Genomic DNA, 25,458 nt, shown 5'->3' with positions numbered 1-25,458 from the left:
CCAGCACGTCAGCCGCGCCGCAGCCGGCCCAGCACTTCACCAGGACGGTGCCGTCATCGGTCTCGCGAACGCTCAGGCTCGGGTGTCGGTCCCCATGGGCGGGGCAGCACGCGAGCCAGCGCCCGGGGCCGGTGGTCTTCACTTTCTCGAGACGATCCAGGAGACGTTCGACCGGGGCGCTCATCGCTCACCCCCTAGCGCGGCCCTGAGTGCGCGCAGGAAGCGCAGAATCGCACGGCGGCGGGCAGGGCCACGGGAATGCATGCCGATGATGTAGGCGCGGATCTCCGCGATGCGAAAGAGATCGTCGCTGCTATACTGCCGGTAGAGTGCTTCGCCGTGCTCTGCTACTGCGCCCCGTGCCTCCCCCCTGGCCGGGGCGCTTCCTTTTTCGCCCCTCATGCCGCACCTTCCTGGCTTCGGGCGGCCTCCCACGCTTCTACATCAGAGGATCGCCAGCGGGTCACGCCGCGCTGCAGGCGCACAGGGGCAGGGAAGTTTCCGCGTTCGACCCATCGCCATGGGGTGGTGCGATGGACGCGATACCGGGCAGCCAGGTCCCGGTCGGTCAGGTAGGTATCGCTCGCCATTTTCTTCTGCACTCCGTCGGTATTGGTGACGTGTGCAGGTTCCCAAGGCTAGGAGAGGGTAAAAACGCCGTAGCTAGTTACGGTGCCTTTTTCGGGCGCCCGCGTTTGGGCTCGGGTATCTCACACCATGGCATGCCGGCCAACTCCTTGAGCCAGGAAACGACTGTGCTGCGCTTGATCGTGTGGTTTGGCCTGTGTGCGTCGAGTGCTTGCATACCAAGATCAACCGCGCCCGAGAAACCCAGGCGCATACGCTCGGCTTCAAAAAAAGCCTCTAGGGCAACACCGATCATCTCCTGCTGGTGTCGCGATCGAGTAGAACCACCGCGCTTTCGGGCCGACTGTGCGGCCAAGGCGTCAAGTACGCCGTCGAGGTCGGTTCCTAGTGCTTCCAGAATCGTGGTGTCGTACTCGGCGAGAAGCGCCTTTAGGGCATCGCGTGCGCGCTGGTCTATTGCGGGATCGTGGACAGACTCGAATCCCGCGCGGCGCATTGACTGGTCCACTGTTCTGTGAACCCGCTCGAGGATCTCGGGAGTGTAGTTCTCCGGGTACTTCAGACGCAGCCAGCGATCGACAATACCCATATCCATGCTCATGCCCGGCCCTCCCAGATGGGGGTCACGGTGCCGGCATCCGGCACCCCCTCGCGCAGGAACGCCGCCCAATCGGCCATCATCTCGGCCCGCTGCGGTAGTAGCTCATCTCGGGCGTAGGCGGCCCGCGTGGCGTCGCTGTTCACATGCGCCAGCGCCAGCTCGGAAACCTCGTCAGCGTAATCGGTACACGACCGCGCCCAGTCCTTGAAGCTCGACCGGAACCCGTGCGGGGTCGCGTCCACCTCCATGCGCCTGCATACGGCGCTCACGCTCATATCTGACAGCATCCCGCCGCGCGGGGCGGTGAACACAAGGTTCGAGCCCGCAAAGCGGGGCAGGGCGTCCAGGAGTGCCATGGCATCCTCGGAAAGTGGCACACGGTGAACCTTGCCGGCCTTGATGCGATCAGCCGGAACGGTCCAGACGCGTGACTCGAGGTCGATTTCGTCCCAAGTCGCGCCGCGGACCTCGCCGGATCGCGCCGCCGTCAGGATGATGAACTCGAGCGCGCGTGCGCCCATGCCCTCCCGGTCTCGCAGGGCCGTCATGAACGCGGGAACGTCCTTCCATGGTAGGGCGCGCTGGTGCTTCACCTTGCGGATCCGTTTCGGCGCCGGCAGGGTCACGTCCAGGTTGCCTTTCCATCGGGCGGGGTTGTCACCTTCGCGGTAGCCGGAGACTGTGGCCCAGTTCAACACCGCCTCGATCCGCTGGCGCACACGGGTGGCGGTTTCGGTCTTGTCCTTCCAGATCGGGTCCAGCACCGATTTCACGTGCGCGAGCTCGATTGAAGAGACGGGAACTCTGCCCATGGTCGGAAACGCGTAATGCTCTAGCGATCGGAGCCAGTCGGTACGGTGCTTGGCGTTGCGGAACTCGTCTTGCTTCGCGGCATGACATTGGCGGGCCGCCTCCGCGAACGTCAGGCGCTTGGCATCCTCGGCGCGCCTGGCGGCCTCAGTGGCCTGACGCTCTGCGATCGGGTCGATACCTCGCCACACCTGATCCAAGAGCTCACGCGCGCGGTCGCGCGCCTGTGCGAGGGGTACAGCAGGGTAGGAGCCGAGCCCGAAGTGCCTGCGCTTGCCCGTGACCGTCACGCGCAGAACCCATCCACGCGCCCCGGTGTCGGTGATACGGTGCAGAAGCCCTGGCGGGTTGCCCACGGCATGGAACCCGGGTCGGTCCAGCCGCTTGACCTCGAGTGCTGTCAGCTCCTTCGCCCGCTTGGGCATGGGCACCCCGCAGAGTTATGTAGACGCTTTTGGTTTTTCGGCGGACGGTTTTCTTGTCTGCCTACTCGTCTACCAAAAAACCTTGCGTTTGGATGCTACAGGGTGCTACGGTTGAATACAAGGGATCGACCGAAGGATTCCGAAAACGCTTCTATGTCAGGGGCTTGTGGTGAGGATTGCGACTGATTTCGACACCGGAGCTGTAGTCGCCGCCTCCACCAAATTAGCCAGTCCAATCAAGCGCCTTCGGGCGCTTTTTTGTTGGGGAGCCGGGTATGGCCGTGCATCAGGACAGCTTTCGCGTACGCACCGAGGGGCGGGGCACGATCAACATCACGCGCCAGATCGACGAGATCGTGGCCGCCAGCGGGATCACTACCGGTACCTGCCATGTCTTTCAGCACCACACCAGTGCCTCGTTGCTGGTGACCGAGAACGCCGATCCCGATGTCCGTCATGACCTGGAGACCCTGATCGCGCGCATGGCACCGGACGCCGATCCAGCCTACCGGCATGACATGGAAGGCGACGACGACATGGCCGCCCATGCCCGCGCGATGCTGACCCACAATGACCTGACCGTCCCGGTCGGCCGCGGCCGGCTGGTCCTGGGTACCTGGCAGGGCCTGTTTCTGTGGGAGCACCGCTACGCCGCCCACACGCGCACGCTGACCGTAACGGTCCACGGAGAGTGATCCAGTAGGCGGGCGGCGGTCCCGGCCCGGCGCCGGGTCCGGTACAATGCGCAGCCTTTGTCATCTCCGGGTATCGAGGAAGCGCAATGCGGTTTGTGGAAGGGGGTATCGCCGTCTCGCCATTTCGGTTGCAGGCACTGGAAGCCGGCCTGCGGGCGAGTGTCCCTGACGCGGGTCCGCTCGCGGCGCGGTTTGTGTATTTCATCGAGCCCCGGCGCCGCCTGACGGCGGAAGAAGACGCGATCCTGGACCGCCTGTTGTCCGAGGGCGAGGCCTGGCGCGCGCCGGACTTCGAGATCCAGCGCGAACTGGTGGTGATCCCGCGGTTCGGCACGATCAGCCCGTGGTCGTCCAAGGCCACCGAGATCGCACACCATGCCGGCCTCGAGGAGGCCGTCGTGCGGATCGAGCGCGGCATCCACTGGCAGATCGGCGGGCAGGGGGCCAAAGGCGCGGCCCTCGAGGCGCTCGGCGATGTCCTGCACGACCGGATGACCGAGACCGTGATCGAGGATCCGGCGGAGGCCGCGCGGCTGTTCCAGACCGAGACGCCGCGCTCGCTGGGCCGTGTAGAGCTGGGCGATGACCCGCGCCGGGCGCTGGAAGCCGCCAATGTCGATCTGGGGTTGGCGCTCTCGCCGGACGAGATCGAATATCTCGCGGATGGGTACGCGGCGCTCGGGCGCGCGCCCACCGACGCCGAACTGATGATGTTCGCCCAGGCGAACTCCGAACACTGCCGCCACAAGATCTTCAACGCCGCCTGGATCCTGGATGGCGAGGCGGACGAACGCACGCTGTTCGGGATGATCCGCAGTACCCACCAGAAACATCCGGAGCGTGTGCTGTCGGCCTACAGCGACAATGCCTCGGTGATCGCCGGGCATGCGGGCATCCGCCTGATGCCGGATGCGATCACTGGCGAGTATCAGCGCGAATCGCTGGATCTGCCGATCCTGATGAAGGTGGAAACCCACAACCACCCGACCGCGATCTCGCCGTTCCCGGGTGCCGCCACAGGCTCGGGCGGCGAGATCCGCGACGAGGGGGCCACCGGACAGGGCTCCAAGCCCAAGGTGGGGCTGACCGGCTTTACCGTCTCCAATCTCCAGATCCCGGAGTTGCCGCAGCCGTGGGAGCATGATTTTGGCCGGCCGCAACGGATCGAGAGCGCGCGCCAGATCATGCTGGACGGCCCGATCGGCGCCGCTGCGTTCAACAACGAATTCGGCCGCCCGGCGCTGGCGGGATACTTCCGCACCTTCGAGATGGCCCTGCCGCGCCCGGACGGGAGCGAGGCCCTGTACGGCTACCACAAGCCGATCATGCTGGCCGGCGGCCTGGGATCGATCCGCGGCGAACATGTGCACAAGCAGGATGTACCCCCGGGTACGCCGATCGTGGTGCTGGGCGGCCCGGCGATGCTGATCGGCCTGGGTGGCGGGGCGGCGTCGTCAATGGCCAGCGGCGCCAGCGCCGAGCAGCTTGATTTCGCCTCGGTGCAGCGGGGCAATCCGGAGATGGAACGGCGCTGTCAGGAGGTGATCGATCGCTGCACCGCGCTGGGGGTGCAGAACCCGATCCGTTCGATCCATGACGTGGGTGCGGGTGGCCTGTCCAACGCCATTCCCGAGATTCTCGACGATGCCGGGCGGGGCGGCGTGATCGAGATGCGGGAGGTCCCGACCGCCGAGCCGGGCCTGTCGCCGATGGAACTGTGGTGCAACGAGGCGCAGGAACGCTACGTGCTGGCCGTGGACGACGGCCGTCTGGAGACCTTCCGCATGCTGGCCGAGCGCGAGCGGGCGCCGTTCGCGGTGGTCGGCCGCGCCACCGAGGAAGGCCACCTGAAGGTCGAGGACCGGCTGTTCCACGAGCCGCCCGTGGACATGCCGATGGGCATGCTGCTCGGCAAGACGCCGCGCATGACGCGCGAGGACCGTCGCACGGCACCGCCGGCTACCGACTTTGACGCGGTCGCTTGCCCGCTGGATGAGGCGGTCCGCCGCGTGCTGCAGGTACCTGCGGTAGCGGCCAAGCACTTCCTGATCACGATCGGTGATCGCAGCGTGGGCGGCCTGGTCGCGCGCGACCAGATGGTGGGCCCGTGGCAGGTGCCGGTGGCCGACTGCGCGGTCACGCTGACCGACTTCGAGGGCTATACCGGCGAGGCGATGGCCATGGGCGAGCGCACGCCGCTGGCGATCCTCTCCGGCCCCGCCTCGGGGCGCATGGCCATTGGCGAGGTCGTGACCAATATGGCCGCCGCCGATATCGACAGTACCGAGATGATTCGGCTGTCGGCCAACTGGATGGCCGCCGCCGGTGTCTCCGGCGAGGACGCCAACCTGTTCGATACCGTGCGCGCGGTGGCCGAGGATGTCTGCCCGGGCCTGGGCATTTCCATCCCGGTGGGCAAGGATTCGCTGTCGATGCGTACGGTCTGGGAGACCGCCGAGGGCGAGGCGCGGGACATGTACTCGCCGGTCTCGCTGATTGTCTCGGGCTTTGCCCCGGTCGCCGACGTCCGGCGCAGCGTGACGCCCGAGCTGAATCCGGGTGCGGACTCGACCCTGTGGCTCATTGACCTGGGCGAGGGGAACACGCGCATGGGCGGCTCGGCGCTGGCCCAGGCCTGGGGGCATATCGGGTGCGAGACACCGGATCTGGTCGATGTGGCGCGCCTGCGCGGCTTCTTTGACGTGATCACGGGGCTGCGCCGCAAGGATCTGCTGGCCGCGTACCACGATCGGTCCGATGGCGGCCTGTTCACGACGCTTGCGGAGATGGCCTTCGCCGGTCGTTGCGGGCTGGAGGTCACGGTGCCCGACGACCACCGCGCTCAGGAGTGGTTGTTCAACGAGGAGCTGGGTGCGGTCGTGCAGCTGGCCCCGGGGGCCGAGGCGGCGCTGCGTGACGGGCTGAACGCCGTGGGCCTGGGCGCGCACCTGCACCGGGTCGCGACCGTGCGCGCGGATGACCGCGTGCTCGTGCGCCAGGGACCGAAGGATTTGCTGGAGACCACGCGGGCGCAGTTGCAGGGCGACTGGCAGGCAACCTCGGCCGCGATGCAGCGGCTGCGCGACGACCCGGAGTGTGCCGAAGAGGAGTTCTCGCGTGTCGACAACGATGGCGGCCTGACCGCGCGCCTGGGGTTCGACCCGGCGGAGGATATCGCCGCGCCCATGATCGCGACCGGCGAGCGGCCGCGCGTGGCGATTCTGCGCGAGCAGGGGGTGAACGGCCAGCTGGAGATGGCGGCGGCATTCGAGCGTGCGGGGTTTCAGCCGGTGGATGTCCACATGACGGACCTGCTCTCTGGACGGAGGGCGCTGGACGAGATGCAGGGCCTCGCTGTCTGTGGAGGATTTTCCTACGGGGATGTGCTCGGCGCCGGGGGCGGCTGGGCCCAGACCATCCTGAACCACGCGGCGTTGCGCGATCAGTTTCAGGCCTTCTTCGACCGCGCCGACAGCTTTACGCTCGGGGTCTGCAATGGCTGCCAGATGCTGTCCCATCTGGCCCCGCTGATTCCCGGAGCGGATCACTGGCCGCGCTTTGTGCGTAATCGCTCGGAGCAGTTCGAGGCCCGGTTGTCACTGGTCCGGGTGGAGCCGGGCCCCTCGGTCCTGCTGGACGGTATGGGTGGATCCCTGCTGCCCGTGGTGGTCTCGCACGGGGAGGGCCGCGTGCAGTATCGGGACGAGGTCCCGGTGCACGACCAGGCGGCGCTGCGCTACGTGGAGGCGGACGACACGCCGGCCACCCACTACCCGGCGAACCCCAATGGCTCCCCGGGCGGCGCCACCGGTTTCACTTCGCAGGACGGCCGTGCCACGATCATGATGCCGCACCCGGAACGGGTGTTCCGGACCGTGCAGCACAGCTGGCACCCACAGGACTGGGGTGAAGACGGCCCCTGGATGCGGTTGTTCCGTAACGCGCGTGTGTTCGTGGCCTGATCGTCTATAAGCGTCTGTACAAACCGCGCAAGCGGCGGGAACGCACCCTGCCGGTAAACCAGGAGGTCCGATGACGGCGAGCGAATGGAGCGAGTACCTGGGGGATGATCTGCGAGTGAGCAGTGCGCTCGCGGTCGGCCCATCGGAGCGCGCCTTGACGGACCCGGGGCTCGCACAGCGCCTGATCGAAAGCCTGGACCTGTTCGACGACACTCACCCGCGCTCGATCCCACACGAGGACGAGACCGCACCCGAGATCCAGCGCCTGGAGCACAAGCTGGACCTGCTGCTGCATCTGGTGGCCGAATCGCTGCACCCGGAGCGTCCGGCACCCGTGGAGGCGACCTTGTCGCGCCACGGGATTGTATTGCCAGCGGGCACTGTACCCGAGGACTGTGACCGTCTGGAGATCTATCTCAGCCGGCTGTTGCCGCAGCCTTGCGTGCTGGGTGTCGAGAGTCCGACAACGGCTGGAGACGTACAGCTGATGCGGTGGACGGGCATGGAAGACACCCTCAGAGAGGCCCTTGGACGCTGGATTTTTCGCCTCCATCGGCGCGAGATTGCCGACAAACGACAGAAAGTTGACGCCGGTCACAACTAGCCGGATACTGAGACGCTCATCACACCTTTGTATGGGTCGGCTTTGGACCCTGCATGAGTCAACTCAGTCTACGAGCGGTGGCCGGTATGACGGATCTGAATGGACGCAGCCAGGAACTACGGATTGCTCTCACCGGTGAGCCAGGCGCTGCCCGCGACACGCAGGCGATTCTGTCCTGTCTCGGTTGTGAAACCGAATCCCATCAATCCCCTGATGCATTGATCGACCAGGGTTCCGACGCCGCAGCGGTGTGGTGGTGCGGGCCGGCCGCGGAGCTGGACCAGCGCCTGTTCGAGGGACTCAACGGGCAGACGACCGTGGTCGTGCAGCCCACCGATGGCGAGAAGGTCAGCGCCCCGGGTTCGGGTTGCGTGGTGGAGCACCCGTTGTCGATTGCCCAGGTGAGCCAAGTCTTGCAGTGGCTGCGGTACGGCCGCGAGCCCGGGCATGACGACATGCCGGGCCTGGTGGGGGTGCATCCGACGATGCTGGCGGTCAAGCGCCTGGTCGCGCAGGTGGCCCGTACCGATGCCACGGCGCTGATTCTGGGCGAAACCGGGTCCGGCAAGGAGGTCATTGCGCGGGCGATCCACGCGGCCTCCGATCGTGCGGACAAGCCTTTCGTCGCCGTCAACTGCGGCGCAATCCCGGCGGATCTTCTCGAAAGCGAGTTGTTCGGGCACGAGAAGGGGGCCTTTACAGGTGCCTTCACCGCGCGTACGGGCCGCTTCGAACTGGCCGGCGACGGGACGCTGTTCCTTGACGAGATCGGGGACATGCCGTTGCCGATGCAGGTCAAGCTGCTGCGTGTCCTGCAGGAGCGCGTGTTCGAACGCGTTGGTTCCAACAAGTCGATCTCCACCAATGCACGGATCATCGCGGCCACGCATCGCAATCTGGATGACGCGGTGACCGAGGGCAGTTTCCGTCAGGATCTGTTCTTCCGGCTCAATGTATTCCCCATCGAGCTACCCCCGCTGCGCGAGCGCGCGAGCGACATCCCGTCCCTGGTGGCTGCGCTGGAGGATCGGTTGCGAGAGCAGGGCATGACTCCGGCCCACCTGACCCCGGCCGTGATGGCGCACCTGAGCCAGCTGCCGTGGAAGGGCAACATCCGCGAACTGGCGAACCTGCTGGAGCAGTTGGCCATCATGTATCCGGACCTGCCGGTGGACCTCGGGCAGCTCCCTCCGCGGGTCCGCCCGGAGGGCATCGAAGACCTGACCATGCCGCCGCAGAGCGATGCGAACGGACAGGCCGGCAGCGCGCCGAATGGGGCATTGGGTCTGGCCCGCGAGGGGTTGCCCCCGGAAGGCGTGGACCTGCGCGGCTATCTGAATGACCTGGAGCGCGAAATGATCGTCACGGCGCTGAACGAAACCGGGCAGGTCGTCGCCCGTGCGGCGCGCCGGCTCGGTATGCGCCGCACCACCCTGGTCGAGCGTATGCGCAAGTTCGGATTGGGCAAGGCCTGAGGCTTCGGCCCCCGGGCCCCACATCGTCGGGAAGCCGTCAGGTGGGGGCCGCGTTGATACCGGAACGCCCGACGAGGATTTGACGACGCGCATCCGGATCCCTTATTAAGTCCTTGTAGTTATTTCGTTTCTTCTTTCTGGCTTGGTTCTTGCTGGTTGCCTCCTGAACTTCCGAGGAACCGGTATATGTCCAGAGCGACCATTCTCCTAGTCGATGCGGAACCCGCGCTGCGCGAGGCGGTGGTCCGCGTATTGGCGACGATCCCGCGCGTGCGGCTGGAATCTTGCCGGAGCGAGGCGCTACCGGTCGCACTGGATACGCATCGCCCTCGTGCGGTTTTGGTGGCGCGCAGGGATGCCCCGGGCAACTGGGCTGAGTTGGGGGCGCGGATGCCGGTCGCCGCGGTCGGGCACGACGCCACGCAGGACGCCGAGATCGGGGCCTTGCGTGAAGGCTTGGCCGCGCATTTCGCCCTTCCCGACATGGCCGAGTCCATGGCTGAATGGCTGCGGTCGGTGGCCAGGCCGTCGCCCAGCATTGTGGTTCCACGGATGGTGGCGCAGAGCGCCTCAATGCAGTTGTTGGACGCCTTTGTCTCGAGGATCGCCGCAAGCCCGGCGACGGTATTCGTCACCGGCGAGTCAGGCGTTGGCAAGGAGGTGCTGGCCCGCCAGGTGCACGCCCGCTCACCACGTGCGAACGGCCCGTTCGAGGCCGTCAACTGCGCGGCACTGCCGGAGACGATGCTGGAGGCCCTGTTGTTCGGGCATGCGAAGGGGGCGTTTACCGGGGCACTGGAGGCGCGGCCCGGGAAGTTCGCCCAGGCTCACGGCGGGACCTTGTTGCTCGACGAGGTCACGGAGATCCCGGTGAACCTGCAGGCCAAGCTGCTGCGGGTGCTGCAGGAACGCGAGGTAGAGCCACTGGGCGGCCGGCAGGCCCGCCGAGTGGATGTACGGGTGATTGCGACCTCGAACCGCGACCTGCGCGAGGCACTGGCGGAAGGGGTGCTGCGCGACGACCTCTACTACCGCCTGAATGTCTTTCCTGTCTGGATCCCGCCGCTGCGCGAGCGCCCGGAGGATATCGTGCCGCTGGCGCGCACCCTCTTGCGCCGGTTGAGCGGCAATGCCTTGACCGATCTCGATGCGTCTGCCCGGAAACGGCTGGTCGAGCACGACTGGCCGGGCAATGTGCGCGAGCTCGCCAATGTGATGGAACGTGCGGTGACGCTGCACGATGCGGCGCGTGGACCCGTTATCGGTGTCGAAGCGATCTGGCTGGACCTGGACATGCTGATGCCCTGGGGCACGCACGAGTGTCGGCCATCGGACGCTTCGGACCCGGATGACCGCGACTCGGTCGACGAGAACTCGACGCCCATGCTGGAACAGACCCTGCAGACACAGGAGAGTCGGGTGATTCTCAATGTCCTGCGCGAGTCAGGCGGGCGCCGCAAGGAGGCCGCGGAACGTCTGGGAATCAGCCCCAGAACATTGCGTTACAAGATTGCCCGGTTGCGGGAATCGGGCTTCGCGGTGCCTTCGTCGAGTCACTAGTGAGACCACTGGCACGGCCTTTGCTTCGTGCTGTTTCGACGCCAACAGGCCACATCGGGCATTGGCGCGAAGGGTAAGACACGCACACGTGGGCGTGGATGGCGAATAGGGGAGTCGAATCATGAGCGAGATGCAGATTCAGAACGTTCTGGCCCAGATGCGCCAGCTGACGCAGAGCTCGGGCGTGGAAGGGACCAATCCCGCACAGCAGCCGGGCAAGGTCGGCGGGGCGGATTTCCAGAACGTGCTGCGCGACTCGCTGCGCGGGGTGAATGATGTTCAGCAGAGTGCGACCGATCTACAGACTCGCTTCGAGCTGGGCGACGAGAACGTCAGCCTGCCCCAGGTCATGGTGGCAATGAACAAGTCGAGCATCGCGTTCGAGGCCACGAACCAGGTACGCAACCGGCTCCTGAATGCGTATCAGGAAATCATGCGGATGCAGGTCTGATGCGCGGACCGCACGGAGAATAAGTACTCATGGCCGAGAACGCACAATCCCTGCCGACCGTAATCACGGGTGGTATCCGCGAGTTCAATGGCATGCCGGCGGGGCGTCAGCTTGCGCTTCTGGGCATGCTCGCCGGCGCGATCGTGGTGATCGTGGCGGTACTGTACTGGGCCTTCCGGCCGACGTATGTGCCGCTGTTTCCGCGCATGGAAAGCGAGGAGGCAGCGGAAGTCGTGCAGGCGCTGTCCCAGGCCGGTATTTCATACCAGGTGGATGCCACGACCGGACAAGTGAAGGTGCCCCAGGGGGATCTGGCCGAGGCGCGACTGCAGCTGGCATCGGAAGGCCTGCCGCGCTCGGGCGATGTGGGCTTCGAGCTGCTGCAGGAAGACACCGGGCTGGGTACCAGCCGTATGGTGGAGGGGGCGCGCTTTCATCGCGCGATGGAGGGCGAGCTGGCGCGCACCGTTGCGTCTCTGGACGCGGTCGAACGGGCACGCGTGCATATCGCGCAGGCCGAACAGTCGGTATTCGTGCGCGATCGCCGCCCGGCCACTGCCTCGGTGGTTGTTCATCTCCGGGGTGGTCGCTCGCTTTCCGAGTCGCAGGTGGCCGCGGTCGTGCATCTGGTGGCCTCCAGCACCTCGGAGCTCGAGGCGGAGCGGGTGACGGTGGTCGATCAGCGTGGCCGCCTGTTGACGCAGGATGGGGCCGATCGTGGCGGCATGGCCAGCAGTGACCGCCTGTCGTTCTCGCGCGAGGTCGAACAACGCTACGCCGAGCGCATCCACGATCTGCTGGCGCCGATCGTGGGTTCGGACAAGGTGCGTGTCCAGGTCAATGCCGATATCGATTTCTCGCAGGTGGAACGCACCGAGGAGCTCTACGATCCCGAGACCATCGCCCTGCGTTCGGAGCAGACGCGCGAGGACGAGCGCACCGGGATGGATGGTGGGCCGGCGGGAGTCCCCGGCGCCCTGACCAATCAGCCGCCGGAGGGCGGGGCGGTTGAGGGCGCTGAGGGTGAGGTGGCCCCGGCGCCGCTGCCGACGAGCCGCAGCGCCAACGTTACGCGTAACTACGAGGTCGATCGACGCATCAACCATATCCGCGAGGCGCCGGGCGGTATCCGCCGGGTGTCCACCGCGGTCGTGGTGGACTTCCGTGAGCAGCTGGGCGAGGACGGAGCCAGCGAGAGCGTGGCGCGCGATGCGGAGGAGCTGGAAAGGATCGAAGCGCTGGTGCGAGAAGCGGTTGGATTCTCGGAGGCCCGAGGCGATACGCTGAACGTTGTGACGGCGCCCTTTGAGGCCCCGGCGGAAGAAATGATCGAAGACGAGGTGCCGTTCTGGTCTCAGTCGTGGTTCCTCGAGATGGTCAAGATCGGCGCAGGCCTGTTGTTGGCGTTGATTCTGTTGCTCACGGTGGTTCGCCCGGCGCTCAAGCAGCTGATGGCAAGCCCGCCGCGTGATCCGCGGGCCGACCAGCAAAGGGCGCTGACGGACCAGTCGGACGAAGATAGTCCCGGTGCGCCGGCGGGCTCGCAGTCGGCCGTGGCCGCACTGACGGGCCCCAAGGGGCCCGATCAGCAGGAGATGGATCTCGAGGCGGTACGCGAGATGGTGCGCGAGGATCCGAAGCGCGTGGCGCAGGTAATGAAGACCTGGTTGGGTGATGATGGCCGTTGACAAGCAACCCAAGAAGCTCGATGGCGCGGAACGCGCCGCGGTGTTCATGATGAGTCTCGGCGAGGATGCCGCCGCCGAGGTCATGCGCCATATGGGGCCCAAAGAGGTCCAGAAGATCGGGACCGCGATGGCCTCGATGGACCGCATCTCGCGCGCGGATGTGGACTCCGCGCTGCACGAGTTTTCCGCGCATGTGCAGGAGCAAACGGCGCTCGGCGTAGGTGCGGACGAGTACGTGCGCAGCGTGCTGGAGAACGCCCTTGGCGAGAAGGCCTCGGGCGTCATCGACCGGATCCTGCTGGGGCGCAATTCCAAGGGGATCGAGGCCCTTAAGTGGCTGGACCCGCGCGCGATCGCCGACATGCTGCGTAACGAACACCCACAGATCGTCGCGATCGTCCTGTCGCACCTGGATTCCGATCAGGCATCGGACACGCTGCAATACCTGCCTACCCGCGTGCAGACGGACGTCGTGATGCGAATCGCGACGTTGGACGGCATCCAGCCGCAGGCGCTGCAGGAGCTGGATGAAATCCTCGATCGTCAGCTTTCGGGGAATGCCGCCAGCAAGACCTCGATGCTGGGTGGGGTTCGCACGGCGGCCAACATCATGAATCTGATGGAAGGGTCGCGCGAGGCCGAGATCATGGAATCCATCAAGGAGTCCGATTCGGACCTTGGCGGGCGGATCGAAGAAGAGATGTTCGTCTTCGAGAACCTGGTGGATATCGACGATCGCGGCATCCAGACCCTGTTGCGCGAGATCTCGACAGACTCGTTGGTGCTGGCCATGAAGGGCGCCGAAGAGGAGCTCCAGGACAAGATTTTCCGCAATATGTCGAAGCGTGCGGCCGAGATGCTGCGTGAGGATCTGGAGGCCAAGGGCCCGGTCCGCGTGAGCGAGGTCGAGGCGGCGCAGAAGGAGATCCTGGCGGTGGCCCGTCGCCTCGCCGAGAACGGCGAGATCGTGCTCGGCGGGCAGGGTAGCGAGGCGATGTTGTGACATCCCGTCCCGGCGCCCAGGTGCGGGTCCATGACCCCGACGCGTCGGTTTGGGAACCGCCAGAGATTGGCGATGAAGGCCTGCGGCCGCCCCGACGACTGCCCACGGCCGCCGAGATCGAGGCGATCGAGGAACAGGCACGTCAGAATGGCTTCGAGGCCGGATACGCCGAAGGCCACGAGGTCGGGAAACAGGAGGCCGAGAAGGCCGCGCGGGCAAAGTCGGACAAGCAGCTGCGCGAGACGGTCGCCAGACTGGAGTCACTGGCGGGTGGGCTGACCGACCCGTTGGCCGAAGCAGCCGACCAGCTGGAGCCGGAGCTGCTGGCGTTGACCGTCGCCCTGGCCCGCAAAGTGCTGTCTGCCGAGCTGGAGACCCGACCGGAACTGATCGAACAGGTATTGCATCAGGCCTTGGCACAACTGCCTGGGCGGAATCAGGAAGTGCGGGTGCATGTGCACCCGGATGACCGCAACCTGCTGGAAGAGTATGTCCAGTCGCTGGATACGCGGGTGCGCTGGGTCGCGGATACGAACCTTGTTCGGGGTGGCTGCCGCGTCGAGTCGGGCGCGGCGTCTGTGGACGCCTCGCTGGAGCGCCGCCTGCAACAGGCGGTCGAGGCGGTCTGGGGCGATCTGGCTGAGCCTGCCCGTTCGACGGCGCCCGAGGATACTTCGGTATCGGGGGACGATTCATGAGCTCGCCCCTCGATACCCTGCGCAAGCGTGGGCAAGAGCAACTGACCACCGGGCTTCTGGATCGTCTGCAGCAGTCGCGTGGCCGGCTGGAGCGCGTGCAACCGCCACAGTCCGAAGGCCGCCTGTCGCGGCTGACGGGCCTGACCTTCGAGGCCGAGGGGTTGCGCCTTCCGATGGGTGGCCGGGCGCTGATCCACGGCGAGAATGGCGCGGCCGTCCCGGCCGAGGTGGTGGGGTTCCAGAACGACCGCACCTTTCTGATGCCGGAGGAGCTTGCCTCGGGCCTGACGCCCGGTGCGCGCATCGAACCACTCGATATCCAACGCGAGATCCCGGTCGGGGACGCGCTGCTCGGGCGCGTGATCGATGCCAATGGCCAGCCGCTGGATGGCAAAGGGCCCTTGCGCGCGCGTGACCACAGTCCGCTGTCGGGGCGGCCGATCAACCCGCTACAGCGGGCTCCGGTGCGGGAACCGCTGGATGTCGGGATTCGCTCGATCAACGGCCTGCTGTCGGTCGGCCGTGGGCAGCGGCTGGGCCTGTTCGCCGGGTCCGGTGTCGGGAAGAGCGTTCTGCTCGGGATGATGACACGCAACACTGATGCCGATGTGATCGTGGTCGGGCTGATCGGTGAGCGTGGGCGCGAAGTAAATGAATTTATCCACGAGATCCTGGATGAGGAGTCACGCCAGCGCACCGTGGTCGTGGCAGTGCCCGCCGACCAGTCGCCGCTGCTTCGCCAGCACGGGGCCTGGGTAGCCACCACGGTGGCGGAGTCGTTCCGCGACCGGGGGCTCAATGTACTGCTGTTGATGGATTCGCTCACGCGTTTTGCCCAGGGGGCGCGCGAGATCGCGATGGCGATTGGCGAGCCACCGGCCTCGAAGGGCTACGCCGCCTCGGTGTTCGCGCGTCTGCCGCAACTGGTGGAGCGGGCCGGCAACGGGGATGTGGGCGGTGGTTCGATCACGGCGTTCTATACGGTGCTCGCCGAGGGCGATGACCAGAACGACCCGATTGTGGATGCGGCGCGTGCGATCCTCGACGGGCACGTGGTCCTGTCGCGCGAGATCGCGGAGACCGGACGCTATCCCGCGATCGACGTGTCGGCGTCGGTCTCGCGAGTGATGAGCGCGCTGATCACGCCGGAGCACGAGCAGGCGGCCCGGCGATTCCGGGATCTCGCCTCGACCTACCTGCGCAACCGCGACCTGATCGCCGTGGGCGCCTACCGCAGGGGAGCGGATCCGCATCTGGATGAAGCGGTGGCGATGCACGAGCGGCTGGAGGCCTACCTTGGGCAGGGTCGCGACGAGGCGGTCGGGTTTGATCAGGCCCGCGACGAACTGCTGGCCTTGATCGGGGGCGCCTGAAATGGATTCTCGGCGCTTGGAACGTCTTCTGCGTCTGCGACGCATCGAAGAGAGTGAAGCCACTCGTCAACTGGGGGCGCGGTTGCAGCAACTGGACGCGGTCGAGACCCAGCGGACCCAGCTGGAGGGCTATCAGCTCGAGTATCTCCGCGCGCCACTGCCCGATGACACGAATCAGCTCAAGTGGCTTTCCGGGATGCGGGATCAACTGCGGCATGCACTGGAACAGCAAGACCTACGCGCGCAGGCCGCAGGCGCCCAGGCGGAACAGGCACGCCAGGAGTGGCTACTCCGCCACCGGGCGGTGATGTCCCTGGAAAAGCTCCTGGAGCGCCGCATTGCAGAACAGGAGCGGGAGGCCGATCGCCGTCGCCAGCATGAGCAGGACATGTGGGCGACACGGCAGGTGCACACGCGCACGCAGGAGACGAACAACGACTGGCAAGAATCTTGAATGAGCTGACCAGGAATGCCCATCAAAGGCGTACGAGCCGGGCAATGACTCAGAGGATCCATTGATGATCGCGACAGGCAATGCCGGCCAGGGGATGATGCCGCTGCTGCAGTTGTTGGGGGGTGGCAGTGACCTCAAGGACCTTCAGGCGCTCGAAGGCCTCGAAGGGTTGAAGGACCTGAAAACCGCAGAAGGCGAGGGTTTCCTCGATATTCTTCAGCCGCAGCTCGAGGCGCTGCTGGCCGATCTGGGCGTGGGTGAAGAGGAGCTTGAAGGGCTCGATCTGGAGGGCATGCTGGCCCGCTTGCAAGCCCTGATGGACGGAGGCGAACTGGCCGTCGAGGTGGAATCGGGCGGCAAGGATTTGCCGCTGGCCGCGCTCATGACGGCAGTGGATGATCGCCCCGGTCCGTCCGTTGCACGTATGGAGCGTGGCGAAGACAACGGTGGCGCGCGCGAGATCAAGCCGTTGCCTGCAGCGGTCATGCGGCTGTTCCTCGAGTCCAGCCAGGGCTCGGCTGCTTCAGGTGGCGGGGCGGGCACCGAGCTGCTCGGTCCGAACAGCCGCCTTTCGCGCGAGAATGTTCTGGAGCTGCTGGCGCAATGGATGTCCCAGGGGACTGATACGCAAAGGGCGCAGGGACGCGCGGAACCTCTGGCCGGCATTCTGCCGGCGCATGTACAGGCTGCGGAAGGCAGCGAGGGTTCACGCAGCTCGTTGCGCCTGGACCTGGCTCGGCTGCTGCAGCCGGGTGGCGAGCGCGAGCTGACGGACCAGATCCGCATGCTGGCGCGTGCCCAGGGCGGCCGTACGGAGATCAAGCTGCATCCGCCGCAGCTGGGGACACTCGATGTCCGCCTGAACGTGGACGGTGATCGAGCCACCGTCCAGTTCATCAGTGCAAATCCGGTGACCCGCGAGGTTCTGGAGGCGGCGATGCCTCGGCTGCGCGAGAGTCTCGCCCAGAGCGGCCTTACGCTCGAGGATGCGACCGTGTCCGATCAGGCGGCCGAAGAGCGTGAAGGTCAGCAGGAATTGGCTGACGGGCAGCGGGCCGGGCGCGAGGCCGATGAGTCCGAAGCCGAAGGCGAGCAGGCTACGGGTAGCACCCTTTCGATTCTGAACCGCCGCCTTGACCTCTTCGCCTGAGTAAGTCCGTTTGCAAAAGACCGGGTGCGGAAACCCCCCGGTCGTTCCCATCCCCGGTTTGTGTGCCGCCAAGATCCCGTCTTCTGCCGGGTTCGGGGCGGCTGAATCTTGACGATCCCCTTGTTCTTTCCCGGTTGCACCCCTCCAGAGTTCTCTTTTCCCCTTCTTAAGTGTCGGAAAATATTACGTAAACCAATCTTGGCACTGCCTTTGCTATGAGTTCAGGCAATAGTCAGCGCGATCCCGTGCCGTCAACATGGACGGATTCACGAATCTCGAGGGTAGGAAATGGCGGAGAAAGAAGTCGAACTGGGTGAAGAAGGCGCCGGCAAAAAGGGCAAGAAAGGGCTGCTCTGGATTGTCATTTTACTGGTGCTCGTGTTCGCCGGGGCCGGCGCGGCGGCTGCGTGGTTTTTCTTGTCCGGCGGTGGCGAGGAAGAGACCGGCGAAGAAGGCCCTGCCGAGCGCCACTATCACGGACTGGAGCCGATGACCGTGAACATTGATGGGCCCGGACGCATTCGCTATCTCCGGCTCGAGCTAAGCGTCGTCACCACCGACCCCGAGGTGATTGCAGCGCTGGAGCGGCATATGCCGGCCGTTCGCAATGATGTGCTGGGCCTGCTTGGAGAGAAACACTACGACGACCTCAATACGCGTGACGGGAAGGAATCGCTCGCCGAGGAGCTGCGCGAGGCGATCGCCGAGATCCTTGAGGAGCGGGACGCACCACATGATGTGGAAGCGGTGCGCTTTAACGAACTGGTCATGCAGTAGGCAGAACCATGGCGCAAACGGATATCCTCAGCCAGGACGAGATCGACGCCCTCCTTCATGGGGTCGATGACGGCGATATCGAAACGGATGACCCGTTTCCGAATGACGGAGAGGCCCGCGAGTTCAACTTCGCGACGCAGGATCGGATCGTGCGTGGGCGGATGCCCACGCTGGAGATGATCAACGAGCGCTTTGCACGACACCTCCGGGTACGCCTGTTCAATATGCTGCGTCGCTCTGCGGAGCTCTCCGTGGTCGGCACTCGGGTCTCGAAGTTCTCGGAGTACATGCACTCCTTGTTCGTGCCGACCAGCCTGAACCTGGTGCGGGCGCATCCGCTGCACGGGACTGGTCTGTTCGTGTTCGACCCGAAGCTGGTGTTCATCCTGGTCGACAACTTCTTTGGTGGCGACGGTCGCTACCACACGCGCATCGAGGGACGGGATTTCACGCCGATGGAGATGCGCGTGGTCCACGGCATCCTCGAAGGCGCATTCGAGGACATGGTCAAGGCCTGGCAGCCGGTGATGGATCTGCGCTTCGAGTTCCTGAACTCGGAGGTGAACCCGCAGTTCGCCAATATCGTCTCGCCCACCGAGATCGTCGTGATCAGCGAGTTCCATATCGAGCTCGATGGTGGCGGCGGCAATCTGCATTTCACCTTGCCGTACTCGATGATCGAGCCGATCCGCGAGCAGCTGGATACCGGGCTGCAATCGGACCGGTCCGACGTGGATCAACGCTGGATGAAGGCGCTGGAAGAAGAGATTCAGGACGCGGAAGTCGAGGTGAGCTCCACCCTGACCGAGACCGAAGTGACGGTGCAGGAGCTGCTCGACATCCAGCCGGGCGACATCATCCCGATCAATCTCCCCGAGACCGTTACCTTGAGAGTCGAAGATATCCCGCTGTTTCGTGGGAAGTTTGGCGTATCCGATGGCAAGAATGCGATCCAGGTGACGGATCGCATTATCAAGCGATAGAGGGCTGCACCCATGGCAGACACCGAAGACAACAAGAAAGACGACGAGAGCCTGGCTTCCAGTGAGGACAGTGACGTGACCACGGAGGCAGCCGAAGGGGAATCCGAAGAGGACCAGGACGCCCTGGCGGACGAATGGGCCGCAGCGCTGGCCGAGCAGAAGGACACCGACGGTGAGCCGGCCGCCGATCCGGACGAGCTGTTGAATCAGGCCCAGGCCAGCAGTAGCGGAAGTGAATCGGCCGATCCCCTGATGGGAGCGGAGAAAAGGGAGCGCAAGCACAAGCCCGATCCGGAGGCCGAACCTCTGAAGCCGGAGGAACTGGCGGCGTCGGCCGGCATGTCGGCCGAGGACATTAATCTGCAGATGGTGCTGGATGTGCCGGTCACCATCTCGATGGAGATCGGTCGCAGCCGCATCCCCATTCGCAATCTGCTGCAGTTGAACCAGGGGTCGGTGGTGGAGCTCGACCGACTCGCGGGGGAGGCGTTGGATGTGCTCGTGAACGGGACGCTCATCGCGCATGGCGAGGTGGTCGTGGTCAACGAGAAGTTCGGCATACGGCTGACTGACGTGATCAGCCCCAGTGAACGCATTCGCAAGCTCAAGTAACTGATGAAACTACGATTTGCACATTGGCTGGCAGTCCTCGGACTGACCGGCACAGGGGGGCTCTGGCCTGCGATTGGCCTCGCCGAGGAGGCGAACGGCGGGATCTCGGCCGCCGCCCACCTGACGCAGATGATCGGCGGGCTGGTCATCGTGATCATCGCGATCGTCGTTCTGGGCTGGATTCTTCGCCGGACACAGGGTGGCCTGAGCCGGGGTTCGCAGACCATCGAGCTGGTGGCGGTGCGCTCGGTGGGGACGCGCGAGCGCCTGATGCTGGTCCAGGTAGGGGAGGAGCAGGTCCTGATCGGGGTCGCACCCTCGGGGATGCGGACCCTGCACACGCTGCGGGAGCCGGTCAGCGTCGAGGAGGCAACGACGCCTGACTTCTCCAGTGCGCTGCGCCGAGCCGTCTCGGGTCGGCGCGAGGCGGGAGGCGAGCGGTCGTGATGGCGGGTCGGCTCAGGTACCTGCCGCGCGCCGTTCTGGCGCTGGCGCTGTTGCTGCTTCCGGGGCTGGCCTGGGGTCAGTTCGGCGGCGAGGGGATCGAGGCGCTGACGGTGACCACCGACGGCGAGGGCGGCGAGACCTATTCCGTCACCCTGCAGATCCTGCTGCTGATGACGCTGCTGACGTTGTTGCCGGCGGCGCTGATCATGATGACGGCATTTACCCGCATCCTCGTGGTGCTGGCGATCCTGCGCCAGGGGCTTGGGACGACGCAGACCCCCTCGAACCAGATCCTCATTGGCCTGGCGTTCTTCCTCACCCTGTTCGTGATGGCACCCGTATTCGACGAGATCTACGAGAGCGCCGTGGTCCCGTACATGAACGAGGAGATGGGGACCGAAGAAGTCCTGCAGGCCGGTGTGCAGCCCCTTCGCGAATTCATGCTCGCGCACACCCGCGAGAGCGATATCCGCATGTTTGCCGAGATCAACGGCATCGACGGATTCGATGACGCTGATGACATCCCGTTGCGCCTGCTGGTGCCGGCTTTCGTAACCAGCGAACTGAAGACGGCCTTCCAGATCGGATTCCTGATCCTGATTCCGTTCCTGATTATCGACCTGGTGGTGGCGTCCGTCCTGATGTCGATGGGGATGGTCATGTTGTCGCCGCTGATCATCTCGCTGCCGTTCAAGGTGATGCTGTTCGTCCTCGTCGATGGCTGGGCGCTGATGATGAACACGCTTGCCACCAGCTTCTTCGTTTAGGGGGATACGCGATGACACCCGAAATGGTGGTTGATGTCGGGCGCGAGACGCTCACGGTCGTGGTCCTGCTGGCCGCGCCGCCGCTGCTGACGGCCCTGGCCGTGGGCCTGGCGATCGGGATGCTGCAGGCCGCGACCCAGATCCAGGAGATGACGCTGTCCTTCATCCCCAAGCTGCTGGCGATGTTTGCCGCCTTGCTGATCTCCGGACACTGGATGCTGGCGCTGATCATCGAATACACGGAGCGACTCTATGATGCCGCGCCGGGCATGGTGGGGTAGGCAGCCGTGAACCTCGCCATGGAGCAGATCCTCGTGTGGGTGGGGGCGGTCATGTGGCCGTTTGCCCGCATTGGGGCGATGCTCCTGGTGATGCCGGTGTTCGGCGGTGATCAGCTCACCGCGACGGTGCGCATCCTGTTTGCCCTGGTGCTCGCGATCTTCGTGGCCATGCAGGGGCCGGCGCTGCCGGCGGTGGACCCGATCAGCATCGAGGGGGTAGTGGTGACCGTGCACCAGATCCTGATCGGTCTGGTGATGGGCTTCATCCTGCAGATGGTCTTTTCCGCACTGACGCAGGCCGGCGAGGTGATCGCACTGTCGATGGGTCTTGGTTTCGCCTCGATCGTGGATCCGGCACAGGGCGTGCAGGTGCCGGTGGTCTCCACGATCTTCGTGATCATGGCCACGTTGATCTTCCTGGCAATGAATGGGCATCTGATCGCGCTCGAGCTGCTTCTGACCAGCTTCGAGACGCTGCCGGTCGCCCCCTCGGGGCTGGATGCCGAGGCGCTGGCGTCGCTGATCGCGTTTGGCAGTGTCATGTTCCAGGGGGCCGTGCTGGTTGCGATCCCGGCGGTGGCCTCGCTGCTGCTGGTCAACCTGTCGATGGGGGTGATTACCCGGGCCTCGCCGCAGCTGAACATCTTCGCGGTGGGCTTTCCGATGATGATCCTGATGGGCTTCATCCTGCTGATGCTGACCATGCCCGGGTTGCCGGAGCGACTTGGGGATCTGTTGTTCGACGGCTTTGGCCTGATGCAAGCGATGCTGGGGTTCTAGGATGGCCGAGAACGAGAGCGGACAAGAGAAAACCGAACAACCGACTCCGAAACGCCTGCGCGAGGCGAAGGAGAAGGGTCAGGTCCCGCGTTCGCGGGAGCTGTCGACCTTCCTCGTACTGATGGCGGCCGGCGGATTCATGACGTTCTTCGGCCCGACGATGGGCGGGCAGCTGGCCGAACAGACGGCCGGGCGCTTCGACATCGAGCGTGATCTGGCCTATGACAGCTCGCTGCTGCTGCCGTATCTGTCGGAACAGATCTTTATGACGTTGCGCACGCTGCTGCCGCTTTTTGGCGTGCTGATGGTCGCGGCGGTACTGGCGCCCATCCTGATCGGCGGCGCCAACTTCTCCTGGCAGGCGGCGAAACCCAAGGCCTCCAAGCTGAACCCGCTCAAGGGTCTCAAGCGCATTTTTTCGTGGCAGGGTTTGATGGAGTTTGGCAAGACCTTCGCCAAGTTCGTTCTCATCGCGGGTGTCGCGATGTCGGTGTTGTGGGCCTTTTCGGATCGCCTGCTGATGCTCGGCTACGAGCCCCTTGAGCAAGCGATCGCGCACGCGGCGCAGCTGGCGCTGGGGACGTTCGTGGCGGTCTCGGCCGCACTGATCCTGGTGGCCGCGATCGACGCGCCGTTTCAGATGTGGAACCACCAGAAGCAGCTGCGCATGACGCGCCAGGAGCTGAAGGACGAGTACAAGGAGACCGACGGCAAGCCGGAGGTCAAGCAGAAGATCCGGCAGCTGCAGCAGGAGATGGCGCAGCGCCGGATGATGGAGGAAGTCCCGAAGGCCGACGTGGTCATCACCAACCCGACCCACTACGCGGTAGCGATTACCTACGAGGCCTCGCGCATGGCTGCGCCGAAGCTCGTGGCGAAGGGCGTGGACGAGGTCGCGGCGTCGATCCGCGCGGTCGCGGACGAACACAAAATCATTCGCGTCGAGGCACCCCGGGTGGCGCGTGCAATCTACTTCACCACGGACCTGAACCAGGAGATCCCGAACGGGCTGTTCGTCGCAGTCGCGCGCATCCTCGCCTACGTCTATCAGCTGAAGCGCGCGGATGCAGACGTCGCGATGCCGGATGACCTGCCGGTGCCGGAAGACTATCTCGATCCGCAGCAGCCGCGCGGCCGTCGGAGGAACCGCTAATGGCCTTCTTCGACCGCCTGGGGACTGTCGGCAAGTGGGGCCTGGGGGCGCCGATCCTGCTGATCGCGATGCTCTCGATGATGGTGCTGCCGCTGCCGCCCATCGCCCTGGACGTCCTGTTCACCTTCAACATTGCGCTGTCGCTGGTCGTGATCATGGTCGCGGTCTACACGCCGCGACCGCTGGAGTTCGCCGTTTTCCCGACGGTGCTGCTGGTCGCCACATTGCTGCGCCTGGCGCTGAACGTGGCCTCCACGCGCGTGATCCTGCTGGAGGGGCATACCGGCACTGACGCCGCGGGCCAGGTCATCCAGGCCTTTGGCGATTTCGTCGTGGGCGGCAACTACACCGTCGGTCTGGTGGTGTTCGCCATCCTGATCATCATCAACTTCGTGGTGGTGACCAAGGGCGCGGGGCGTGTCTCCGAGGTCAGCGCCCGGTTCACCCTGGATTCCATGCCGGGCAAGCAGATGGCGATCGACGCCGACCTGAATGCCGGAATTCTGACCCAGGAAGAGGCGCGCAAGCGCCGCGAGGAGATCGCCAGCGAGGCGGACTTCTACGGCTCGATGGACGGTGCCTCGAAGTTCGTGCGCGGGGACGCAATCGCCGGGATTCTCATCCTGTTCGTGAACATCATTGGCGGCCTGACTATCGGCACGCTGCAGCACGGCATGTCGATGGGCGACGCCGCGACGAACTACGTGCTGCTGACCATTGGCGATGGTCTGGTCGCGCAGATCCCGTCGCTGGTGCTGTCCTCGGCCACCGCGATCATCGTGACCCGTGTCTCCAGCACCCAGGACATGGGCCAGCAGGTGTTCGGGCAGATGTTCTCCAACCCGCGCGTGCTGTACGTGGCAGGTGGCGTGATCGCCGCGCTGGGGCTGGTGCCGGGTATGCCCAATGCCGTGTTCCTGGGTCTCGCCTCGCTGGCCATTGGCTCGGCCTACCTGATGCAGCGGCGCGAGCGCGAGCAGGCCGTGGAGGTGGAGCGCGTGCCTGACGAAGCGGCGGACACCAGTCCGGAAAATCGCGATCTCACCTGGGACGACGTGCCGCCGATCGACCTCGTCTCCCTGGAAGTCGGCTATCGTCTGATCCCGCTGGTGGATCGCACCCAGGACGGTCAGCTGATGGGGCGGATCAAGGGTGTGCGCCGCAAGCTCTCCCAGGAGCTGGGGTTCCTGCTGCAACCGGTCCATATCCGCGACAACCTGGAACTGAGTCCGAATGCCTATCGCATCTCCCTGCTGGGTGTCACGGTGGCGGAGGCCGAGGTCTTCCCCGATCGCGAGCTGGCGATCAATCCGGGCGAGGTGTTCGGCACCGTCCCGGGCACGCCGACCAAGGATCCGACCTTCAATCTGGACGCCTTGTGGATCGATCCGGCGGATCGCGATCAGGCGCAGGGCGCCGGCTACACCGTGGTCGACTGTTCCACCGTGATCGCCACGCATCTGTCGCAGGTCTTCCGCGAGAACGCCCATCGCCTGATTGGTCACGAAGAGGCCCAGCATCTGCTGGACCAGCTGGCACGGCATTCGCCGAAGCTGGTCGAGAATCTGGTGCCGAAGACACTCTCGCTGTCGGTAATCCTGAAGGTGCTGCAGAACCTGCTGGCCGAGCAGGTCTCGATCCGCGACCTGCGCACGATCGCCGAAACCCTGGCAGAGGAGGGCGTGAAGAGTCAGGATCCCGGCGTTTTGACTGCGGCCGTGCGTGTCTCGCTGTCGCGCTCGATCGTGCAGGACCTTGTGGGACCGGACGATGAGCTGCCATTGATCGCGCTCGACCCGTCGTTGGAACAGCTCTTGCATAAGTCTCTTCAGGGCAGTAATGGCGAGACCGTGGGGCTGGAACCGGGCCTGGCGGAACGCCTGCAGCGGTCGGTGTCCGAGGCGGCCCAGCGCCAGGAAGCCAGCGGGCAGCCGGCCATCCTGGTGGTGGCCCCGGAGATCCGCTCCTGGATTGCCGGGTGGCTCCGCGGAGCCGTGCGCAGCCTGGCGGTGCTGGCCTTTACCGAGATCCCCGATAACCGGCGGATCCGCGTGGTGGCCACGGTGGGCCAGGAAGACTCGGCCCGGCAGGCAACGCCCACAGGTGCCTGAGACGAACAGT

At 65.3% G+C, this 25,458-nt stretch carries 24 protein-coding genes and 1 pseudogene; 21 read left to right on the top strand and 4 right to left on the bottom strand.

Going from position 1 to position 25,458, the window contains the following annotated elements; genetic code table 11:
* The 4 genes and pseudogenes from G015_RS14385 to G015_RS0111260 form a co-directional block, all read right to left on the bottom strand.
* Positions 1-184, bottom strand: a pseudogene (locus G015_RS14385) (hypothetical protein); the annotation flags it as partial.
* A 214-nt stretch (positions 185-398) separates the two neighbouring features.
* Complete coding sequence (locus G015_RS14475; protein WP_083925133.1) at positions 399-590, bottom strand: helix-turn-helix domain-containing protein; 192 nt, start codon at positions 588-590, stop codon at positions 399-401.
* Between the two features lie 77 nt (positions 591-667).
* Positions 668-1,189: a hypothetical protein gene (locus G015_RS0111265; RefSeq protein WP_020146722.1), complete on the bottom strand. Its 522-nt coding sequence runs from the start codon at positions 1,187-1,189 to the stop codon at positions 668-670.
* Positions 1,186-2,424 carry a site-specific integrase gene (locus G015_RS0111260; protein ID WP_020146721.1) on the bottom strand — a complete coding sequence of 413 codons (1,239 nt, stop codon included), beginning with the start codon at positions 2,422-2,424 and terminating at the stop codon, positions 1,186-1,188. The genes G015_RS0111265 and G015_RS0111260 overlap by 4 nt, the downstream gene beginning before the upstream one ends.
* A gap of 275 nt (positions 2,425-2,699) precedes the next feature.
* Between G015_RS0111260 and G015_RS0111255 the strand changes: the two genes are divergently transcribed.
* The 21 genes from G015_RS0111255 (at position 2,700) to flhA (ending at position 25,448) form a co-directional block, all read left to right on the top strand.
* Positions 2,700-3,119: a secondary thiamine-phosphate synthase enzyme YjbQ gene (locus tag G015_RS0111255; protein ID WP_020146720.1), complete on the top strand. Its 420-nt coding sequence runs from the start codon at positions 2,700-2,702 to the stop codon at positions 3,117-3,119.
* An 86-nt stretch (positions 3,120-3,205) separates the two neighbouring features.
* The gene (gene purL, locus G015_RS0111250; RefSeq protein ID WP_020146719.1) at positions 3,206-7,081 is read left to right on the top strand and encodes a phosphoribosylformylglycinamidine synthase; all 3,876 of its coding nucleotides are present in this window, start codon (positions 3,206-3,208) and stop codon (positions 7,079-7,081) included.
* Positions 7,082-7,151: 70 nt separating this feature from the next.
* Positions 7,152-7,685: a PilZ domain-containing protein gene (locus G015_RS0111245; protein ID WP_020146718.1), complete on the top strand. Its 534-nt coding sequence runs from the start codon at positions 7,152-7,154 to the stop codon at positions 7,683-7,685.
* An 86-nt stretch (positions 7,686-7,771) separates the two neighbouring features.
* The gene (locus tag G015_RS0111240; RefSeq protein WP_026296442.1) at positions 7,772-9,160 is read left to right on the top strand and encodes a sigma-54-dependent Fis family transcriptional regulator; all 1,389 of its coding nucleotides are present in this window, start codon (positions 7,772-7,774) and stop codon (positions 9,158-9,160) included.
* A 186-nt stretch (positions 9,161-9,346) separates the two neighbouring features.
* Entirely contained in the window at positions 9,347-10,720 is a 1,374-nt protein-coding gene (locus tag G015_RS0111235; protein WP_020146717.1) for a sigma-54-dependent Fis family transcriptional regulator, read from the top strand.
* A gap of 121 nt (positions 10,721-10,841) precedes the next feature.
* Positions 10,842-11,171 carry a flagellar hook-basal body complex protein FliE gene (fliE, locus tag G015_RS0111230; protein ID WP_018139220.1) on the top strand — a complete coding sequence of 110 codons (330 nt, stop codon included), beginning with the start codon at positions 10,842-10,844 and terminating at the stop codon, positions 11,169-11,171.
* A 29-nt stretch (positions 11,172-11,200) separates the two neighbouring features.
* Positions 11,201-12,859: a flagellar basal-body MS-ring/collar protein FliF gene (fliF, locus tag G015_RS0111225; RefSeq protein ID WP_018139221.1), complete on the top strand. Its 1,659-nt coding sequence runs from the start codon at positions 11,201-11,203 to the stop codon at positions 12,857-12,859.
* Positions 12,846-13,862, top strand: a complete 1,017-nt coding sequence (fliG, locus tag G015_RS0111220; protein ID WP_018139222.1) for a flagellar motor switch protein FliG — start codon at positions 12,846-12,848, stop codon at positions 13,860-13,862. The genes fliF and fliG overlap by 14 nt, the downstream gene beginning before the upstream one ends.
* Positions 13,859-14,560: a FliH/SctL family protein gene (locus tag G015_RS0111215; RefSeq protein ID WP_018139223.1), complete on the top strand. Its 702-nt coding sequence runs from the start codon at positions 13,859-13,861 to the stop codon at positions 14,558-14,560. The genes fliG and G015_RS0111215 overlap by 4 nt, the downstream gene beginning before the upstream one ends.
* Positions 14,557-15,933 carry a FliI/YscN family ATPase gene (locus G015_RS0111210; RefSeq protein ID WP_020146716.1) on the top strand — a complete coding sequence of 459 codons (1,377 nt, stop codon included), beginning with the start codon at positions 14,557-14,559 and terminating at the stop codon, positions 15,931-15,933. The genes G015_RS0111215 and G015_RS0111210 overlap by 4 nt, the downstream gene beginning before the upstream one ends.
* 1 nt (position 15,934) lies before the next feature.
* The gene (locus tag G015_RS0111205; protein ID WP_026296515.1) at positions 15,935-16,387 is read left to right on the top strand and encodes a flagellar export protein FliJ; all 453 of its coding nucleotides are present in this window, start codon (positions 15,935-15,937) and stop codon (positions 16,385-16,387) included.
* Positions 16,388-16,451: 64 nt separating this feature from the next.
* Entirely contained in the window at positions 16,452-17,537 is a 1,086-nt protein-coding gene (locus G015_RS0111200; RefSeq protein WP_020146715.1) for a flagellar hook-length control protein FliK, read from the top strand.
* Positions 17,538-17,825: 288 nt separating this feature from the next.
* Positions 17,826-18,314, top strand: a complete 489-nt coding sequence (gene fliL / locus G015_RS0111195) for a flagellar basal body-associated protein FliL (protein ID WP_018174308.1) — start codon at positions 17,826-17,828, stop codon at positions 18,312-18,314.
* Between the two features lie 8 nt (positions 18,315-18,322).
* The gene (gene fliM / locus G015_RS0111190) at positions 18,323-19,297 is read left to right on the top strand and encodes a flagellar motor switch protein FliM (protein ID WP_018139228.1); all 975 of its coding nucleotides are present in this window, start codon (positions 18,323-18,325) and stop codon (positions 19,295-19,297) included.
* 12 nt (positions 19,298-19,309) lie between these two features.
* Complete coding sequence (gene fliN, locus G015_RS0111185) at positions 19,310-19,909, top strand: flagellar motor switch protein FliN (protein ID WP_018139229.1); 600 nt, start codon at positions 19,310-19,312, stop codon at positions 19,907-19,909.
* A 3-nt stretch (positions 19,910-19,912) separates the two neighbouring features.
* Entirely contained in the window at positions 19,913-20,356 is a 444-nt protein-coding gene (gene fliO, locus G015_RS0111180; RefSeq protein ID WP_018139230.1) for a flagellar biosynthetic protein FliO, read from the top strand.
* Complete coding sequence (gene fliP / locus G015_RS0111175) at positions 20,356-21,123, top strand: flagellar type III secretion system pore protein FliP (RefSeq protein WP_018139231.1); 768 nt, start codon at positions 20,356-20,358, stop codon at positions 21,121-21,123. The genes fliO and fliP overlap by 1 nt, the downstream gene beginning before the upstream one ends.
* 11 nt (positions 21,124-21,134) lie before the next feature.
* Complete coding sequence (gene fliQ / locus G015_RS0111170; RefSeq protein WP_012982568.1) at positions 21,135-21,404, top strand: flagellar biosynthesis protein FliQ; 270 nt, start codon at positions 21,135-21,137, stop codon at positions 21,402-21,404.
* Between the two features lie 18 nt (positions 21,405-21,422).
* The gene (fliR, locus tag G015_RS0111165) at positions 21,423-22,184 is read left to right on the top strand and encodes a flagellar biosynthetic protein FliR (RefSeq protein WP_012982569.1); all 762 of its coding nucleotides are present in this window, start codon (positions 21,423-21,425) and stop codon (positions 22,182-22,184) included.
* A 1-nt stretch (position 22,185) separates the two neighbouring features.
* Positions 22,186-23,337 (top strand): flagellar biosynthesis protein FlhB, encoded by a 1,152-nt coding sequence (gene flhB, locus G015_RS0111160; RefSeq protein WP_018139232.1) that lies wholly within the window; start codon positions 22,186-22,188, stop codon positions 23,335-23,337.
* The gene (gene flhA / locus G015_RS0111155; protein ID WP_018139233.1) at positions 23,337-25,448 is read left to right on the top strand and encodes a flagellar biosynthesis protein FlhA; all 2,112 of its coding nucleotides are present in this window, start codon (positions 23,337-23,339) and stop codon (positions 25,446-25,448) included. The genes flhB and flhA overlap by 1 nt, the downstream gene beginning before the upstream one ends.
* The last annotated feature ends 10 nt before the right edge of the window (positions 25,449-25,458 follow it).

The sequence above is a fragment of the Thioalkalivibrio sp. ALJ15 genome (assembly GCF_000383695.1).
GTDB lineage: Bacteria > Pseudomonadota > Gammaproteobacteria > Ectothiorhodospirales > Ectothiorhodospiraceae > Thioalkalivibrio.
Note: the sequence above shows the minus strand (reverse complement) of the source record. Positions and strands in the feature narration are given on the sequence as shown.